General features: G+C 51.5%; 18 protein-coding genes. 4 read left to right on the top strand and 14 right to left on the bottom strand.

The window, feature by feature from the left end; all coding sequences use genetic code 11:
- Positions 1–16: 16 nt before the first annotated feature.
- The 14 genes from P1P89_14420 to P1P89_14355 all read right to left on the bottom strand — a co-directional run bounded on the left by P1P89_14420 (position 17) and on the right by P1P89_14355 (position 14,140).
- Complete coding sequence (locus P1P89_14420; GenBank protein ID MDF1592708.1) at positions 17–1,288, bottom strand: TRAP transporter large permease; 1,272 nt, start codon at positions 1,286–1,288, stop codon at positions 17–19.
- A gap of 132 nt (positions 1,289–1,420) precedes the next feature.
- Complete coding sequence (locus P1P89_14415; GenBank protein ID MDF1592707.1) at positions 1,421–1,900, bottom strand: TRAP transporter small permease; 480 nt, start codon at positions 1,898–1,900, stop codon at positions 1,421–1,423.
- A 77-nt stretch (positions 1,901–1,977) separates the two neighbouring features.
- Entirely contained in the window at positions 1,978–2,988 is a 1,011-nt protein-coding gene (locus P1P89_14410) for a TRAP transporter substrate-binding protein (GenBank protein MDF1592706.1), read from the bottom strand.
- A 217-nt stretch (positions 2,989–3,205) separates the two neighbouring features.
- On the bottom strand, positions 3,206–3,910 hold the full coding sequence (locus P1P89_14405; GenBank protein ID MDF1592705.1) for an amino acid racemase: 705 nt from the start codon (positions 3,908–3,910) through the stop codon (positions 3,206–3,208).
- A 79-nt stretch (positions 3,911–3,989) separates the two neighbouring features.
- Entirely contained in the window at positions 3,990–5,006 is a 1,017-nt protein-coding gene (locus P1P89_14400; protein MDF1592704.1) for a D-cysteine desulfhydrase, read from the bottom strand.
- A gap of 17 nt (positions 5,007–5,023) precedes the next feature.
- Positions 5,024–5,416, bottom strand: coding sequence for a RidA family protein (locus P1P89_14395; GenBank protein MDF1592703.1), 393 nt, complete (start codon positions 5,414–5,416; stop codon positions 5,024–5,026).
- A 33-nt stretch (positions 5,417–5,449) separates the two neighbouring features.
- Positions 5,450–6,199 carry a helix-turn-helix transcriptional regulator gene (locus tag P1P89_14390; GenBank protein ID MDF1592702.1) on the bottom strand — a complete coding sequence of 250 codons (750 nt, stop codon included), beginning with the start codon at positions 6,197–6,199 and terminating at the stop codon, positions 5,450–5,452.
- A gap of 214 nt (positions 6,200–6,413) precedes the next feature.
- A complete protein-coding gene (locus P1P89_14385) occupies positions 6,414–7,139 on the bottom strand; it encodes an amino acid ABC transporter ATP-binding protein (protein ID MDF1592701.1) in 726 nt (241 codons plus the stop codon).
- Positions 7,136–7,750: an amino acid ABC transporter permease gene (locus P1P89_14380; GenBank protein MDF1592700.1), complete on the bottom strand. Its 615-nt coding sequence runs from the start codon at positions 7,748–7,750 to the stop codon at positions 7,136–7,138. Before P1P89_14380 ends, P1P89_14385 begins: the two co-directional genes overlap by 4 nt.
- Positions 7,751–7,802: 52 nt before the next feature.
- Complete coding sequence (locus P1P89_14375) at positions 7,803–8,531, bottom strand: amino acid ABC transporter permease (GenBank protein MDF1592699.1); 729 nt, start codon at positions 8,529–8,531, stop codon at positions 7,803–7,805.
- 123 nt (positions 8,532–8,654) lie between these two features.
- Positions 8,655–9,521 (bottom strand): ABC transporter substrate-binding protein, encoded by an 867-nt coding sequence (locus P1P89_14370; GenBank protein ID MDF1592698.1) that lies wholly within the window; start codon positions 9,519–9,521, stop codon positions 8,655–8,657.
- A gap of 522 nt (positions 9,522–10,043) precedes the next feature.
- Positions 10,044–11,624: an aromatic amino acid ammonia-lyase gene (locus P1P89_14365; protein MDF1592697.1), complete on the bottom strand. Its 1,581-nt coding sequence runs from the start codon at positions 11,622–11,624 to the stop codon at positions 10,044–10,046.
- A gap of 19 nt (positions 11,625–11,643) precedes the next feature.
- Positions 11,644–12,453 (bottom strand): hypothetical protein, encoded by an 810-nt coding sequence (locus P1P89_14360; protein ID MDF1592696.1) that lies wholly within the window; start codon positions 12,451–12,453, stop codon positions 11,644–11,646.
- A 157-nt stretch (positions 12,454–12,610) separates the two neighbouring features.
- Positions 12,611–14,140, bottom strand: a complete 1,530-nt coding sequence (locus P1P89_14355) for a long-chain fatty acid--CoA ligase (protein MDF1592695.1) — start codon at positions 14,138–14,140, stop codon at positions 12,611–12,613.
- 665 nt (positions 14,141–14,805) lie between these two features.
- On the opposite strand from P1P89_14355, the gene P1P89_14350 reads away from it, so the two are divergent.
- The 4 genes from P1P89_14350 to P1P89_14335 all read left to right on the top strand — a co-directional run bounded on the left by P1P89_14350 (position 14,806) and on the right by P1P89_14335 (position 17,157).
- Positions 14,806–15,432: a type IV toxin-antitoxin system AbiEi family antitoxin domain-containing protein gene (locus tag P1P89_14350; GenBank protein MDF1592694.1), complete on the top strand. Its 627-nt coding sequence runs from the start codon at positions 14,806–14,808 to the stop codon at positions 15,430–15,432.
- Positions 15,432–16,373, top strand: coding sequence for a nucleotidyl transferase AbiEii/AbiGii toxin family protein (locus P1P89_14345; protein MDF1592693.1), 942 nt, complete (start codon positions 15,432–15,434; stop codon positions 16,371–16,373). Before P1P89_14350 ends, P1P89_14345 begins: the two co-directional genes overlap by 1 nt.
- Before the next feature lie 104 nt (positions 16,374–16,477).
- Positions 16,478–16,705 carry an AbrB/MazE/SpoVT family DNA-binding domain-containing protein gene (locus P1P89_14340; GenBank protein MDF1592692.1) on the top strand — a complete coding sequence of 76 codons (228 nt, stop codon included), beginning with the start codon at positions 16,478–16,480 and terminating at the stop codon, positions 16,703–16,705.
- Positions 16,702–17,157, top strand: coding sequence for a PIN domain-containing protein (locus P1P89_14335; protein ID MDF1592691.1), 456 nt, complete (start codon positions 16,702–16,704; stop codon positions 17,155–17,157). The genes P1P89_14340 and P1P89_14335 overlap by 4 nt, the downstream gene beginning before the upstream one ends.
- The last annotated feature ends 484 nt before the right edge of the window (positions 17,158–17,641 follow it).

Here is a 17,641-nt window from a genome sequence, read left to right as displayed (position 1 = left end):
GGCCTCCACTTATTGATTATAATAGACAAAGTACAATTGATGGCACATAGGCTAATATAAGTATTGCTATCGTCATGGTTAATAGAAAAGGCAGGACAGCATAACTGAGGCTTTCGATACTTATGCCGCTGATACCGCAACCTACAAAAAGGTTTACCCCTACAGGGGGTGTTAAAAATCCCAGGGAAACGGTGGCTATCATTATTATTCCGAAATGTGTCATGTCGATGCCGGCGCCGACTACCAATGGCTGCAAGAGGGGGGTAAGAATAAGGATATTGGCCAAAGCATCCATAAATGTACCCAACACCAACAGCATCAGAATAATCACAAATAGTAACAGGGCTCTATTTTCTGCCACTCCTGAAAGGGCCTTTACGAGAAGGTCCGGAACGTTATAAATAAGCAGAATTTGCCCCAGCGCTGAAGCCGTTGCAACCACCAAAAAAATGGTGGCGTTTGTCACTGTGGTGCCGCGCAAGATTAACCAAAGTTTTTGAACGGTCAGCTTTTTTAAAACCAAGCCTTCTACGATAAGAGCGTAGGTAACCGCGATGGCGCCTGCTTCTGTCGGGGTGGTAATTCCTCCATATATACCCCCAAGAACAATAATGGGTACGAAAAGAGCATACTTCGCCTCCGAAAATGCCCTCAATGTTTCTTTAAAGGTGGCCTTATCGCTTTTAGTTTTAAACCCATAGATTCTTGAAAGAAAATAGCAGGTAATCATTAACACTATTCCGATGAATATCCCCGGTACAATACCGGCAATAAATAAATCGCCCACAGAAACGTTGGCTGTGGTGCCATAGATTATAAGTGGAACGCTGGGAGGAATCATAACCCCAAGACACCCTGCGGAAACATTGGTGGCTGTTGAAAACGATTTGGAAAATCCCTCTTTTTCCATAGAAGGAATCATTACCCCGCCCACCGCAGCAACAGTTGCCGGCCCTGAGCCGCTAAGCGCACCGTAGAACATACAGGTGAGCACAGAAACATGAGCCAATCCCCCAGTGACATGACCGATTAGACAACGAGAGACTTTAAGCAAAGATTCCGCCATGCTTCCTTTTTGCATGATCTCGCCCGCCATAATAAAAAAAGGTACGGCGAGCAAGGGGAAAGCATCCAGCGAAAAAAACATTTTTTGCATCAAAAATTGAACAGGAAGATCAGCTGCTATAACTGCAATAGCTACGCTTAAACCAATTGCAACACCGATTGGGACGCTTAGAATAAGCATGATCGGAAGGGAAATAACGATAAGCAAAACAGGAAAATCCATACCAGTACTCCTTGCTTAATAAAGCACCGTTATCAAAGCCTTTGCTGCTTTGTTTTGACAAAAGCTTTACAATCTACACGGTGCAATAACACTGTTTTATAGAAAAATTTGGGAATTTGGTTGTTTAGCGAATCAGCTGTTTAATTCTTCAGAAAGTAGCTTCCAAATAACCCAAAGTGTGCGAATACCCATTAACAAAAAACCTAATGGGATACATATATAGGCGATATACATTGGGAATTGCAAGGCAGGGGCCAGTTGATTAGATTCAATCACAAAAAGAACCATTTTAATGCCCCAGACAAACATCAGACCACAGAATACGACGGTGATACTATATGCTAAGATCGTAAAAAGCTTGCCTATTTTTTTGCCAAAAATCGTGCGAACAATTGTTACTTCAAGGTGACGACGCCCTAAAGCTGCATAGCTGGCGCCGACATACACTGAATAGATAAATAGATATCTCGCCAGCTCTTCCGGCCAATCTAGAGAGTGCTGCACCACGTATCGCTGAAATACTTGTAAAATAATGATGATGGCCATCAGGGAAAGGGCAACTGAAGAGGTGGCTTCTTCAAACTTATTTAGCCAATTTACAAAAATTTTCATAATGACCCTCTCAAAAGTGGCAGGCAGATGTTTGCTCTGCCTGCCGCCCTTGATCTTTTCAAATAGTTCTACAATTATTATTTTAATTTTGCCTTGATGGATGCCTTCATTTCTTCAATAAGTTCAGGCGGCACAGCTGTGGCAAAAGAGGGAGCCACGCCAGCGGTAGCTTTGATCCATCGCTCACGTTCTGCTGGTGAAAGCTCAATGATCTCGCCTCCGGAAGCTTTTATCTTCTCGATAATAATTGCCTCATTGCTGCGAATTTTTTCACGCTCGAATTTCTGCATACTTGCAAAGGACTCACTGACCCAAGCCTGTTCCTGCGGGGTCAGTTTTTGCCAAAACATCTTTGATATCATCACCAGGTGCGGGCTATAAAAACTCCGGGTTAAAGTAACATACTTTGTTATTTCAGGAAATTTGTTGAACCATGCCAAATTTAAATCTATATCTATTCCGTCAACTGTTTTTTGCTGAAGGGCGGTGTAGACCTCCCCCCAGGCAACCGGGGTGGGATTCATCCCAAGGGATTTAAGGATTGCGATGTGTGCCTTGGAATGGGTTGCGCGGATTTTCAAACCTTTAGCGTCTTCAAGGGTCCGAATCGGACGGTTGGCAAATATTTGCCGAAAACCAATTTCGATGTACCCCAGGCCCAGAATACCATTTTTTTCAAGCGAGCTAGCCAATCTCTTTCCAATCGGACCGTCTGTAATAACATCTGAAGCCTCATAACTAGGAATAACAAACGGCATATCCAGGAACATCAGCTGAGGATTGAATACAGATAAATTGTTTGGGGCATCCGACCCCATCTGCAACACGCCCATTTGGAGGCCTTGTACGACCGCATCAAAGTTGCCATATTTTGAGCTGTCATATATATCTACACGAAAAATGCCACCGGAGCGCTTTTCAAGTTCAGTTTTAAAAAGTTCATAGCCCTCTCCCATGGGATGTTGCGGAACATTGGGATGGGCGAGTTTAAGAACTATTTCCTTTGCCTGGGCTGAAATAAATCCGCCCGTTATTAAAATTGATGTAACTGCCAAAATAACTACGAAAATTTTGAAACACTTTCTCATCTTTTTTCTCCTTTTTGCAATGCGTAGGTTTATAAAAAGAGGTGCCTTCCTCCTAGTGGAATCCGGTTGATTCCAATCAAACAGCTATGTATTTTTCCGCCAAAAATATTGAAAGACAACAGACATATAAAAATGGTTAAAAATCAAATCGCTAAAAGGTAGCATCGATAAAGATTCCCTGATTCTTGGATCATCTATTCTTGGTCTGGGCATGTGCTCAACCCGTTTCTCTGGCAGCATGGACAATGGCCTCCGCTAGAACCTGGGCGGAATCGTAACATGGGACCGGGACATCAATTTCGCCGGTGATTATGGACAACTCGGTGCAGGCCACCAACAGAACTTCGGCACCCTTATTCACCAGGTCGGCGGAGGCAGACTGCAGGGCGTCACCCTCTTCCTTCCCGTATCGACCGGTCTTAATCTTGCGAATGGTGCTCATGATCCCTTCCTGAAGACCATTGGCGGGCATGATCAGCGCGACCCCCTTGTCGGCAAATCGTTTTTCGTAGAGTTGCAGGTCGATAACAGCGGTAGAGGCGAGCAAGCCCACGGTTTTCAAACCAGGATGGCCGGCGATGATCGCCGCAACGCTCAACCCGATCATATCGAGCACCGGAATGCGAACGGCATCTTGAATGCCTGGATGGTAGTAGTGCGCCGTATTACAGGGCATGGCCAGAACATCGACACCCCAATCGGCCATCTTACGGGCCATTTCCTGTAGGCAAGTCAGAGGGCTTTCGCCGGTTTTTTCAATCAGCGCTTTGATCCTTGAGGGCACTTTGGGATTATTGTCCACCACCAGACGAATATGATCCATATCGTCCAACGCCGGCGTTGCCCTGATGACCCGGGTCATCAGATCGATGGTGGCTTCCGGCCCCATACCGCCGATGATGCCGATAATTTTTTCTCTCATAACCGCTCTTCTTCCCGATCAACCCGTCGCCGACGGCACCCCCCGCGGCCGAGCGTTGTCGGGGTGCCGAATAGGACGATCAGTCCGCGACTTCTTCCAGTCCGAGTAGAGGTTGAATATAAGCATACAGTCCCGGCGAACCGCCCGTATGCACAAAAAGGATATTTTCGCCTTTTTTGAAATAGCCGCTTCGGCTCAAATCGATCAGGCCGGCCATGGCTTTTCCCGTGTAAACCGGGTCCAGCAGGATGCCTTCGATTTGGGCCATCAGGTTCACCGCTTCGACCATCTTCTTGTTGGGAACCGAGTACTTGGGGCGCCAGTAGTCGCCGAATGTCACCACCGCCTCCCGGGGGATCTCCTGCTTGACCCCCACCCGCTCAGCCGTTTTCAAGGCCAGGTCATAGACCAGCGGGTCCTGGTCCTTGGGATCACGGCTCACACCGATGCCCACGACAGGGATGTTCATGTTGCAGCCGCAAACACCAACGAGCAGTCCGGCATGGGTGCCGGCACTGCCCGAAGCTGTAACAATTCGGTCAATACGGATATTTTTTTCAAAAAGCTGGGCCTGGATTTCCTGGGCGCAGGCCACATACCCCGTTGCACCAATGGGATTGGAGCCGCCGCCGGGAATGATGTATCCCTTGCGGCCTTCGGCGGCCAGCGCCTCGGCAACCCGGCCCATGGCCTCCAACATGTTGGAGCCTGCGGGAACCACCTTGATTTTTTCCACCCCCAGAAGGTTGAACAAAAAGTTGTTACCGGATGCTTTAGGGTTGTAACTACCCGGAACCCGTTCTTCAAGTACCAGCCGGCATTTCAAGCCCTCCTTTACGGCTGCCGCAAGGGTCAGCCGGCAGTGGTTGGACTGCACGGCGCCGCAGGTGATCAGGGTGTCCGCACCCTGGGCCAGTGCGTCCGCAACAAGGAATTCAAGCTTGCGGGTCTTGTTTCCGCCGGATGTCAGGCCCAGCAGATCATCCCTTTTGATATAAATATTGGGTCCGCCCACGGCGGCACTGAACCGGGGCAAGTACTCCATGGGCGTTTGTCCTTCGGTGTAGCGACGACGCGGGAATTGAGCTAAATTCATGAAAACCTCCTGTAAATCTATATGTTGATGATGGCTTCGATCTCGATAGCTGCGTTTTTAGGCAAGGCGGCCACCTGAAAAGCCGACCTGGCCGGCAGGTTATCAGAGAAATATTGGGTATATACCTGGTTGACACAGGCAAAATCTTCCATGTTTGTTAAAAAGACGGTGACCTTGACGGCCCGCTCAAGACTGCTGCCGGCCGCCTCGGCGATTGCTTTTAAATTTTTCAGGCACTGGTGTGTATATTCTTCGATGCCGCCTTGGACGAATTCTCCAGTTTTTGGGTCCAGCGGCAGCTGGCCGGATATAAAAAGCAGGTTGCCGGCGACGACTCCCTGGGAATAGGGTCCGATGGCGGCAGGGGCTTTTGGGGTTGAGATAGAACGCAGCGAATCGTTGACTGACATATGTTTATTCTCCTTTGTTTTTTTACCCGCAGATCAGAACCGGTTGAGGCCCTGCTCCGCGTGGATTTTTTTCAGGTAGTTGTATATCGTATATTTGGAGACCCCCATGAGCAGGGCCGCCTGGTCGGTGCCACCTTTGATATGGAAAACCCCGAGGGTTTCCAGTTCCTTGACCAGTTCTATCTTTTCTTCCATGGACATGGAGGCGGGCTCCTTGCCTATTTTGGCAACGGCTTGGCTGAATAAGGCTTCGAACGTTTCGGTGATGGTCATGGCGAATGTTTCAGCCTTTTCGTGACCATTGAAGGCGCCGGCAGCACTGGTTAATATTTCCAAGGCGTGGGCGGCGTTGAGAAAATCGGTCATGTCGAAGTTGATGCACAAGGCAAAGGCGACGTCCCCATTGCTGTTGCGGATGAAGGTGGTCGTGGATTTCAAGGCACGACCGTCGCTGGTGGTGGTTTTATAGTTGTGGCGGTCGCGAATATCGCGTCCTTCCTGGTGTAAAGCTTTGACCACCAGGTCGGTTACCGGTCCCCCGGATTTGCGCCGGGTGACATCACCGGCGATGTGTTTAATGGATTTCTGGGGGTGAGACAGATCGTGCACGACCACCTCGAAGGCACGCGGAAAGGTTGAAACGAGAGCGTCGGCAATTTGCTTCAGGGTGCGAAACAGCAGGTCGTTTTGTTGGGTTATGGGCGGTTCTGCTCGGTTCTCCTGTTGAGGACCTGGTTGGTCAACGCGGACATCATGTTCGGCTGTTTTTTTGGATCGGGTCATTTTTTCTCCATTTTGACGGCAAAATATCATAAATTTTGTTTATGTCAACAAAATTTTGTTGAAGTCTTCCTTATTTTTTGTAATATAACACCCATATTGATGAGTCTGACGATGCAATAGTAAGGACAGCGCTGACAGAGAATATCTCGCCGAAAAAAATGCCGGCACCAGAGGAAAAGCTCGCTTGATGTTTTAGCGACAGACAAAGAGGGTTTTAGAACAATATTTTGTTCAAAAAATCCCTGGCCCGTTCGGTCTTGGGATTTTCGAAAAACGTCTTATCCGTCCCCCGTTCGATGATCCTGCCCTCGTCCATAAAAATGATCTCATCTGCCACCTCCCGGGCAAACCCCATCTCATGGGTGACCACCGTCATGGTCATTCCGGATTTGGCCAGAGCGATCATCACCTCCAGAACCTCCTTGATCATCTCCGGATCCAGCGCGGAGGTGGGCTCGTCGAAAAGCATGATCTCAGGATCCATGGCCAGCGCCCGGGCTATGGCAACCCGCTGCTGCTGCCCACCGGAGAGATTTCCCGGATATTTATCCGCCTGTTCCGGAATCCCCACCCTCTCCAGGAGTTCCATCGCACGTTTGACCGCATCCTTAGCCGGCATCTTCTTGACTTTGATAGGAGCAATCGTAATGTTGTCTATGATCTTCAAGTGCGGGTAAAGCTCGAAACGCTGGAAGACCATGCCCATCTTCTGGCGGAGCTTGATCAGATCGGTTGCCGGGTCCTTGAGAGAAACCCCGTCGACGATTATGTCGCCTTCCTGAAATTTCTCCAGCCCGTTCAAGCATTTGAGGACAGTGCTCTTTCCTGAACCGGAAGGCCCGCAGATAACCACCACCTGGCCCCTCTCAATGGTCTCGTTGATCTTGTCGAGTACCTGAAAGTCCCCAAACCATTTGCTCACATTCTTCATCTCGATCATACGGCATGCCCTCTCTTGGCTTCCAGTTTCTTGCTCATCTTGCTCATCGCGAAACAGATCACGAAATAAACCGCTCCCACAAACGCATACAATTCCAGGCTCCGCATCTCGCGGGCATCCACGATCGAGGCTGAACGCAGAAACTCCTTGAGCCCGATCACGTAGGCCAGAGAAGTGTCCTGGAACGTCACCACCGCCTGGGTCAGCAGAGACGGCACCATATTACGCAAGGCCTGGGGTATGATTATATACCTCATAGTGTCCCGGTAGTTGAACCCGGTCGAATAGGCGGCCTGCAACTGGCCGGCGGAAATGGACTGAATCCCGGCCCGCACGATTTCAGCAAAGTAGGCGGCCTCGAACACCACGAAAGCCACACCCGCTGAGAAAAAATCACCCATCGGCCGTCCAGCGATCAATGGAACCAAAAAGTAAAACCAGAAGATGACCAGTATCAGAGGAAGGCTGCGCATGACATTGACGAAAGCCGTGGCAGGATAGTAAAGGAGCTTTATCGAGGTCAAGCGCGCCATTCCAACCAGTATTCCAAGCAGCAACCCCCCGGTTATGGCCACCAGAGCGAGCTGGAACGTGGTTACTAGACCCTGCATCAAGAATGACAGATTGTTCGGGATAACTTGCCAATCATAACCGCCCATGGCCTTACCTCCCCTCTGCCCGTGTGATGAGGCCCGGTACCGCCAGCCGTTTCTCCACCAACCCCATGATCAACACCACAGCAAGTGTGATTACCATATAAACCAGGGAGGCCGCCGTGGTGGCTTCGATACTCTGGAAGGTGTAAGCCTCGATTTGCTGGCTCATGAACGTTGTTTCCAACACCCCCACGGTCATCGCAAGCGCCGTATTCTTGAACACTGTCAGACATTCGGCGGTAAGAGGAGGCATCACGAGGCGGACGGCAAAAGGTATGACGATGTAGCGGTAGGTCTGAAAATGCGTGAACCCGGTACTTAGCGCAGCATGGTACTGGTCCTGGGAAATCGACTGCATGCCGGATCGAATATGCTCGGCGATGCGCGATGAGGTGTAGATGGAAAGGCCCACTACCACGATCCAGAATTCCGAATTGGGAAGCCCACGGTAAAGCCACATCTCGATGGATTTCGGGAGGATCGAGGGCGCCGCGAAATACCAGAAAAACAACTGCACCAGCAGCGGGATATCCCTGAATATCTCGGTGTAAACCGCCCCGAACGCCCGGAGGGGGCGAAACGGCGTTACTCTGAAGGTCCCTATGATGATGCCCAGGGCCAGGGCTATGAACCAACAGATGAGCCCGAGCCTTATCGTCGTCCAGATGCCCTGGAGCATCCAGAGCCCGTAAGGCGCTTCCCAGATGATGGACCAATTGAAGTTATAGGAAAGCACAACCAGCCTCCTCCCTTGACAGGGCTACGCCAAAGCCTCCTGAGCCCTTTCGGGAATTCAGGATTTACGGCCTCCGGGGCCGCGCAGAAAGCAACCGAAAGTTTCCGCACGACCCTCTCATCATTATGGCAACGCCTGAAGCTTCATCAGTGTGGCCGCTTCCTTTGTCATCGGATAGTGAACCACGCCCTTCGGCCCGAACCATTTGTCATAGTATTGATAATACCGGCCATCCTTGATCATTTTTATCAGTTCTATATTGATGAAATCACGAAACTTGGAATCGTCTTCCGGCACTATGTAGGCATAGGGATCGTAGGTGATAAGTTCCCCCACCAGCTCGTATTCCTCCGGGTTGGGTGCCTTGGCCTTCAGACCGGCCAGAAGAATGCCGTCGGTGCAATAAGCGTCGATGATGTCTTTCTGCAGGGCCAGCATGCCCTGGCTGTGCTCCTGATAGACGACTATGTCTGCCGGAGGATTGATCTCGCCTTTCGTATTCAGATCGCGCATGGCCTTTTCGTTTGTCGAACCCTGAGCCGCTCCGACACGCTTGCCGGCCATGTCTTTATAGCTCTTGAATCCCTTGCTCTTCTTAGCCAGAAGCTGGGTTCCGGTCAGAAAAACCGTGATGGTGAAATCCACGGTCTCTTCTCTTGCCACCGTATGGGTGGATGACCCGGCAACCATGTGCAGCGTGCGGTTGGCCACCAAAGGAATTCGAGTCTTCGGGTTTATTGTCTTTAATGTAAGCTTGATCGGCTTCCCGAATTTAGCTTCCAGCGCCTTGTGGAATTCTTTGGCCATATCCACGCTGAAGCCGACGTGCTCGTTTTTGGCATCGAAAAACCCAAATGGAATAGAGCCGTCACGAACACCTACGATGAATTCGCCCTTCTTCTCTATCACGTCCAGCGCCCCGGCATAAACCCCCGAAGCGAAGCACAGCACCAGTATACCGACCAAAATCCCATAAAGTCCTCTTTTCATGGTTCTCCTCCTTTTTGCGTTTAAGTGTTTCCCTTGAATCGCATGCAGCGGCGACCAAAAACCGCAGAATCAAACATCAATCCCTTTGACAAGCACCAATTCCTTGAGCAAAGCTTTGATCCACCAGGTCGGTTAGCGCGGACGTCATGTTTGACGGTTGTTTTGGGTCGGGCCATCTTGAACTCCATTTTGACGGCAGAATACCATTGATTTTGTTTGTGTCAACAAAAAATTGTTGAACCCTTCAATTTTTATTTGTAACACAGTGTCCGATCGACGTATCCGGCAAGACATCCGTGCCGGTAGTAATCGGTGAGGAATAATGCAAATCGATTGGCGCCGGCACGGATTCCTATTCTTTTCAACTGATTCACTGCACCCATAAGGATCCGCTTAAGGCGGGTCGGGTAGAAAACTCGCGCAATATGTGTAGAAAACTCGCGCAATATGTTCGGAACAGCCATAAGGGGAGAAGGATTGGCTTTACGCTGAGGAGGCTCTGGATAAAAATCCTTTTCAGTCTTACGCCAACTTATTCTTGAGTTTTTCTCGGTCCGAAACGTAGTCAACTTCAACCGGATCCAGTCCCTGATCGATGGCCCGCGACAGCCGTTCCAGGTCCCGGTCCAGCCGCCGGTCGTTCTCCAGAACGGGAGAGAAATCCCGGACGCGGCCGAGCAGCCGCCGGCCGGCCGGCGACAGGTCCTCCTCGTTTCGCAGTGCGGCTGCGTTGGAAAGTGCGATCAGTTCAGTGGCCAGCACCTGCTGCACCAGTGTGGTGATTTCCGCAGCATTGAGGGCCGCATGGAGACCCATGCTGACTTTATCCTGATTGTGCGCCTCTGTGGGCCTGGAAAGAACCGTGTCCGGCGCTGAACGCTGCACCGCCCGTGCCGTCAGCGCGCTGCACGTCAGCTGCAGGGCTTTCAGACCGCAGCCTTCATATCCCACCAGCGTCTCGGGCAGGCCGGAATTAAGACGGGAGTCCACCAGCAGGGCATATTGACGATCCAGCAGGTCTGCCACGGAAGCGGCTGCGGTCTTGATCAGATCCATGGCCAGGGCCACATGGCCGCCGTAGAAGTTGCCGGCAAAGATTATTTCGGGCACGTCCGGATCCACGATCGGATTGTCATTGACGCTGTTCAGCTCCCGAATCAGCAGCTCTCCGGCCCATGTCAAAGCATCCCGCGCCGCTCCGATCACGTGCGGGGCACAGCGGATCGAATACGGATCCTGAATGATGCGCCCTTTTTCCGGGGCGCTGTCCATCAGCCGGCTGCCGCTGATGGCCGATCGGATGGCCGCGGCCGCCGAAATCTGGCCCGGATGGTGTTTGAGACGATGGGCTGTCGGGTGAAACGCCTGGGAGCGGCCCAGGAGGATTTCGGCCGCCAACCCTGCGGCCCGCTCACATAGGTCCAGGGTTCGCCCGAAGCGTGCTGCTGTGATGCTGCCGATGGCCGTCATGACGGACGTGCCGTTCATAATCGCCAGGGATTCCTTGGGCACAAAATCATGGGGTTTGAGCCCGGCCCGCCCGAGAACCTTGTCGGCCGCCAGGACTTCGCCGCCGTAATACACTTCGCGCTCTCCTGCCAAAACCGCTGCCAGGTAAGAAAGGGGCGTCAGGTCGCCCGAAGCCCCCACCGAACCCAGCGAGGGAATGACCGGGATCACGCCGCAGTTGAGCAGATTGCACAGGGCTTCGAGAAGCGACAGCCGCACCGCGGAATACCCTTTGGAGAGGCTGACCAGCCGGGCGAAAATGACGGCGCGCCCCTCCGCCTCGGAAAAAACCTCTCCCAGCCCGCAGCCGTGCTGCCGGATGATCTGATAGGCAAACTCGTGGGTATGCTCCGGATCGATGGTTCGGGATGAGCCATGCCCCACCCCCGTGCTTACGCCGTAAATCCGGTCTCCTGCGGACAGCGACTGCTCGAGCTCGGAACGGCTGCGCTGCAGTTTGTCGCGCCAGGCCACATCATCTGAAAGACGCACCCGCCGGCCTTCAAAGGCGACCGCCATCAGATCTTCCAGGCGGACATCTCCATCGTCAACGATGATTTCAGGGGACCGCGTATCGGTTTTTCCGGTGTTCATTTTTTTATCTCCCGTTCTGCTATTTCCGCCCCACCGGACACGCCGCCAGGCAATGAAAACAGCCGGCAATCGTGCCGACGCCCTGCACCAGCGCCCGGTGCAGGCGTGCAAAATCAAAATCCTCAATCCGCTCCCTGCGGGCGTCAGGATCCCCGGCCCCAAGAACGCTTTGGATATACTTCTGCAGCGGCACCACGCCATGGGGCATGGCCAGGGGGATGCAGCGCGTCTTTTTGATGGTCTTTCGCCCCCGGACAATGGCGCCGTTGGGACAGGCCTTCACGCATTCATTGCAGCTCGTGCCGCAGGGGTCAAATTTCGGCCGGGGGTCCGGCGCCAGTTCCGCGTCGGTCAGGATCGTATTAAAATACACCCGGGGGCCGAATTGAGGGGTCACGATGAATGTCGGCACGCCGATGGTCCCCAGGCCGGCTTCGGCCGCCACGTGGCGGTGGGAAAGCTCTCCGAAAATGCCGAGATTTCTCCAGTCCGGATCCACCATGGTTCCGTTGGAAAGCGGCAGGGCTCTGGCGCTATTGCGCTCCAGAAAATGCCCCACTTCCATCGCGCGCCGATTCAGGTATTCATTCGTCCGCCAGGCAACCCAGCGGGCATTTTGCACCATGTCGCCGGTACCCACCGCGATGGCGCCGAGGAGCAGGCGCTTGCCGATGGATATCGCGGTCTTTGCTTCCGGCCACAAGCGGGCCGGTTTAAATTTTGTCGGCGTCACCGCGTTTAAATGTTCGGTGGATACAAACCCGACCAGATCCGCCCCCTGCCGGATCGCGTATTTGCGAACCGCTTCCTTAAGTCCTTTTTTCACCATAACCACCCTCGTGTAAATTCCAAAATTCAAGCCCCAAAGTTCAAACAAATTCCAATCCTCAAAGACAAAAAAAAAGAACTCAACGAACCCAATGACCACTTCTTATCAACCTCAAACTGCGTGTTTTGGTTATTGTTTGAGGTTTGGGATTTGGGTATTATTGCCCGTTTAGGGCAATTCCGGCCTTGAGTTCCCTTTTCAGTATTTTGCCTGCGCCGTTGCGGGGAAAGGTTTTAACAAATATGACCCTTTTGGGAATCTTAAAGTGTGCAATCTTTTCATGCAGGGCTTCGATCACCCCCCCCTCGGTCATCGTGGCGCCTTCGTTGAACAAAACAAAGGCCGCCACCGCTTCACCCCGTTTGGGATCCGGCATACCGACCGCTGCGGCCGCCGCCACCTGAGGGATCGATTCGATCGCACGCTCCACTTCGGCAGCATAAATGTTCTCCCCCGAACTGATAATCATGTCGATCTTTCTGCCCACGATGTAAAGAAACCCGTCGTCGTCCCGTTTCCCCAGATCGCCGGTGTGAAACCATCCGTCGCGGAAAGCCGCCCGGGTTTCCGGGTCCTTATTCCAGTATCTTAATAAAACCGTCGGGCCTTTGACGACTATCTCCCCCACCCCGCCCGGCGGCACTTCCTTGCCGCTGTCATCCACGATTCGCAGGTGGGTGTGGAACACCTCTTTGCCCACCGATCCGGCCTTGCGGACAGCGTCATCGAGATCCAGGGAAGTCAACCGCAGGGTCTCGGTCATGGCATACCCCTGGGCGAAGCGGATGCCCTTTTCCTCCTGATACCTGCGGATCAGGGAAATGGGCATGGGGGCGCCGCCGGCAATGAAAAAATTCACGTGGGAAAAATCAGCCCCTTCCCAGGCATCGGTTTTGGCCATCATGTCAAACATCACCGGCACTGCAAAAAGGTAGTTGATTTTATCGGTACAGATAAGCCGGACAATCTCCGAAGGGTTGTCAAAGCTTTTAAGAACCAGCGAGCCCCCGGCATAAATGACCGGGGTCGCCGAGGCAGCCAGGGCCCCGATATGAAAAAGAGGGGCAATCACCAGGGATTTGCAGTCGGAGCTGATGCCGTAGCTGATCAGGGAATGGATCGCCCCAAAAAGAAAGTTTTTATGGGAAAGCACGGCCCCCTTGGGGTCCCCGGTCGTCCCGGATGTGTACATGATCACAAGGGGATCTTCCTGGGTCAATTCCTCATCAGGAACCGGTTCTTCATCGGGAAATGACGCCGTAAAATCAGACAGCAGGGGGTCCCCGGACAATTGATCGCCGCCATGCTTTAAATAATGTTCAACCGTTGTCGGGACGGCTTTCAACTGCGCTGCCTTTTCAATGTATTCATCGGAATAGATCAGAACCCGGGGCGCAGCGTCTGTGATGATATAACGCATCTCCGGCAGGGCCAGCTTGAAATTGATGGGAACGATCAGCGCGCCGGTTTTGGCGCAGGCAAAGAAGATTTCCAGAAACGCGCTGGAGTTGACCATCAGGACTGCCACCCGCTCGCCCTTTTGAACGCCGAGTGCTGCCAGGGCCCGGGCGGTCTGGTTCACCCGGGCATTAAACTGCCGGTTGTCGTATTCCCGATCTTCCGCTTTTATAAAGGGTCGCTGGGGATACGTCCGCGCGCGCTTGAAAATCCACTCCCCCAGGTTCATCGAACTTGCTCCTTTTGAAGAACTAAGTGCCTATAACAAATAGAAATTTTTTTGCGTCACCATAACAAAAGGATATCGAAAGTGTCAATATCATATCCATAGCGGATGACAATCTCAGGGAAGCTAAGTACAACTATTCTTAAATACCATATGTATCTCACCACCCATTCGCTCCGCTCATTCGAGACACAGAGATCACGGAGGAACCTTTCTTTTTGCCCATCGGGAGACGGCAATGGGCAAAAATGCTGTCCTCTTTATTTATCACCGCATAGAAACCGCGTAAGCTGATAGTAATCACAGGGCGTATGTTTTATCTGAACCGGTATCTCCCGGTTCAGATAAATTGATTCACCTCTCTGTGCCCTCTGTGCCTCTGTGGTGAATCATTTTAATCATATTAGAAAAAATACGTATTATATTTACGAAACAGAATACTAAGCTGGAACGGATTCACCTGCTGAATTCGCTGGTAGCAACAAAGGATTCCTGTTTGTCTTAAAGGATAGCACCACCCCTTCTCGCTCTTCCAACACAACGCACGGCGGCAGGGCAGCCGGGTTCCCCGGCCTTACAGGCGACCGCTAAGCGATAATTTTCCTTGACACGTTGCCCCAAATTGATAAGATAGCCTACAGATTTGAATAAATGATGGTAAATTTATCATGAAACCCCAAAAAGCTAAAAACCATAGTTTCCGATTTGACAGAGCTGTCGGTATCTTCAAGAAGCATGGCCGAATCCTTCGCACGGTTCAGGCCCTTCGGAAAGGCATTCATCCGGGAACGCTCTATGCCATGCGGGACTCAGGGACACTGGAGGAGGTAAGCCGCGGCGTGTATCGTCTTGCAGACAGCCCGCCGCTGGGCAACCCGGACCTGGTGACCGTTGCAGCCCGGGTCTCGAACGGCGTGATCTGCCTCATTTCCGCCCTGGCCTTTCACGAACTCACCACCCAGATACCCCACGAGGTACATGTGGCGCTGCCGCGCGGCACGAAAGAGCCCCGCCTGGATTATCCGCCGATGAAGATTTACCGCTTTTCCGGCAAGGCGTTTACGGAGGGCGTTGAGATCCATGCGCTCGACGGCGTCAGCGTGCGCATATACAACCCGGAAAAGACGCTCGCCGACTGTTTCAAGTTCCGCAATCAACTCGGCCTTGACACGGTGCTGGAGGCGGTCCGTTTTTACCGCGAACGCCGCGGCATCAAGGTGGACGACCTCATGCGTTATGCAGAAATTTGTCGTGTGAGAAAGACTATCCGTCCCTACCTCGAGGCAATTCTATAATGGCAAAGAATATTAAAAACACAGCCGCGTCATTACATCAACGTCTTATCAACAAGGCCAAGGATACCGCCCGGCCGTTTAATGAAATCCTGCAGCACTTTGCCATCGAACGGTTTATCTACCGGCTTTCCAAGAGCCCCCACGCGGACAGGTTCCTCCTGAAAGGCGCCTTGATGTTTGTTGCATGGACCGGACCTGGGTCACGCCCCACCATGGACATCGACCTGCTGGGAAAAATCGTCAACAGCCCCGAAGTGATTGTCGCTGCTATGAGGGATGCCTGCGAAACGGAAGTCGAGTCGGATGGCATAGCCTTTCATCCGGAGTCGGTGACCGCAGCCAGGATTACCGAAGGCGCCGATTACGAAGGCGTGCGCTGCCGCGTCCGGGGCGTCCTCGGCAACGCACGGATCTCTCTGCAGATTGATATCGGTTTCGGAGATGTTGTCGTTCCGGGTCCCTGCAAGGTCGCGTACCCTTCGCTTCTAGACTTTCCTCCGCCTGAGTTGAATGGCTACACCAAGGAGAGCACCATTGCCGAGAAGTTCCAGGCCATGGTCAAACTGGGAGTTTTGAACAGCCGGATGAAAGATTTCTACGATATATGGTTCCTGTCCCGCACATTTGACTTCAGGGGCGACACGTTGGCCGAAGCGATTGAAAAAACATTTGAAAACCGAAAAACGATAATCACAATCAATCCCACGGTCTTTGATCTTTCTTTCAGGAAGGATGCGGGCAAAAAGGTTCAGTGGTTGGGGTTCATCAGGAAAGCCAAGCTTGCCGACGCACCGGAATCCTTCGAGGATGTCGTTGCAGCCATCAAGGCTTTTCTCGATCCCATCTTAACCTCTATTGTCGAACGACAGAGGTTTCACGGCCTATGGACAGCGCCTGGCCCCTGGCGGGGATATGCACATTTTAAACATTTTTTCAGATGAATACAGAAACTATAGGATAATTTGTTCGATGCTATATTTTGAATTGACCTGAACCATGCAAAGTATTACTATTACCGGTAATACATATTACTGGAGGATAAATTATGAGAGTAACCACAAAAGGTCAGGTCACCATTCCCCAGCACATTCGCGAAAAACTGGGAATCACCCCGACAACAGAGGTTGATTTTGTCGAGGAAGATGACCGTGTTTTTTTAGTGAAACAAAAAGGGAGAAAACCGGCCGCCCTGAAATTTGCAAAACTGCGTGGTGCTGCAACTGTTAAAATGACGACAGATGAAATAATGGCCTTGACGAGGTCAGATAAATGAAGGGGCTTCTTGTTGACTCCAATGTCATTCTGGACATTTTCCTTGATGATCCCAATTGGGCTGATTGGGCTGAATCTGCACTGGCACGTTATAGCGACCACACAACACTTTATATTAACACGATAATTTACACAGAAGTATCGGTAGGTTTCAAGAAAATTGAAGAATTGGAATCGGCCCTTCATAAAGGCGGATTTCAGATGTTGGAAATTCCCAAAGAAGCCCTGTTTCTGGCTGGAAAAGCTTATCTTAAATACAAAAGGGGGAAAGGGATCAAGAAATCCTCCTTACCCGATTTCTATATTGGCGCTCAGGCTGCTGTACTTGACATGGATTTAATCACACGGGATGAGGGCCGTTATAGGACATATTTCCCTACCGTTAGAGTGATCCCTGTTGTTGCAAAAGCCCAGGATGCCCCAGCTCCAAGGCGTCCAAGGGTGAAGCCGTAGCTTTTCTACTGCGAACCCTTGGCAACGCAGGAGATGGGGCATCCTGGGCTTTCCTTCTGGGTAAAAAACATGACACATTTTTTCGTTTATGCTGAAAGTCATCAAAAGTTCGATTGTGAAACATAACCAAATAAGTCTAAATACCCCGTTATTATTATTCTTTTCTACACGGTGTCATGTTTTTTATGCAACTGCAGGGTGATCTGTCCGGAGTGATTGTACAGGTGCATCATCGAACATTCCCTGATTCACCGTCAAGAAAAGTAAAAAACCTCGTTGATCCTGAAGAATCAGGGTGATAGGTTAATTTTAGACAAAAAACTTATCATCAACGAGGTGAAGTTATTATGGCACAAGGAGTTCTTCCATTCAAGTATGAAGCTGAGAAAAAAACAACCGGGATGACGGCGTTAGCAGGCTTGCCGACCTATCTTGATTTGGCCAAGGTGATTGGTTTAAGCAAATCGATCCAAAAGCATTTAAA

Source organism: Desulfobacterales bacterium (assembly GCA_029211065.1).
Taxonomy (GTDB): domain Bacteria; phylum Desulfobacterota; class Desulfobacteria; order Desulfobacterales; family JARGFK01; genus JARGFK01.
This window is presented reverse-complemented; position numbering and strand designations above follow the sequence as displayed.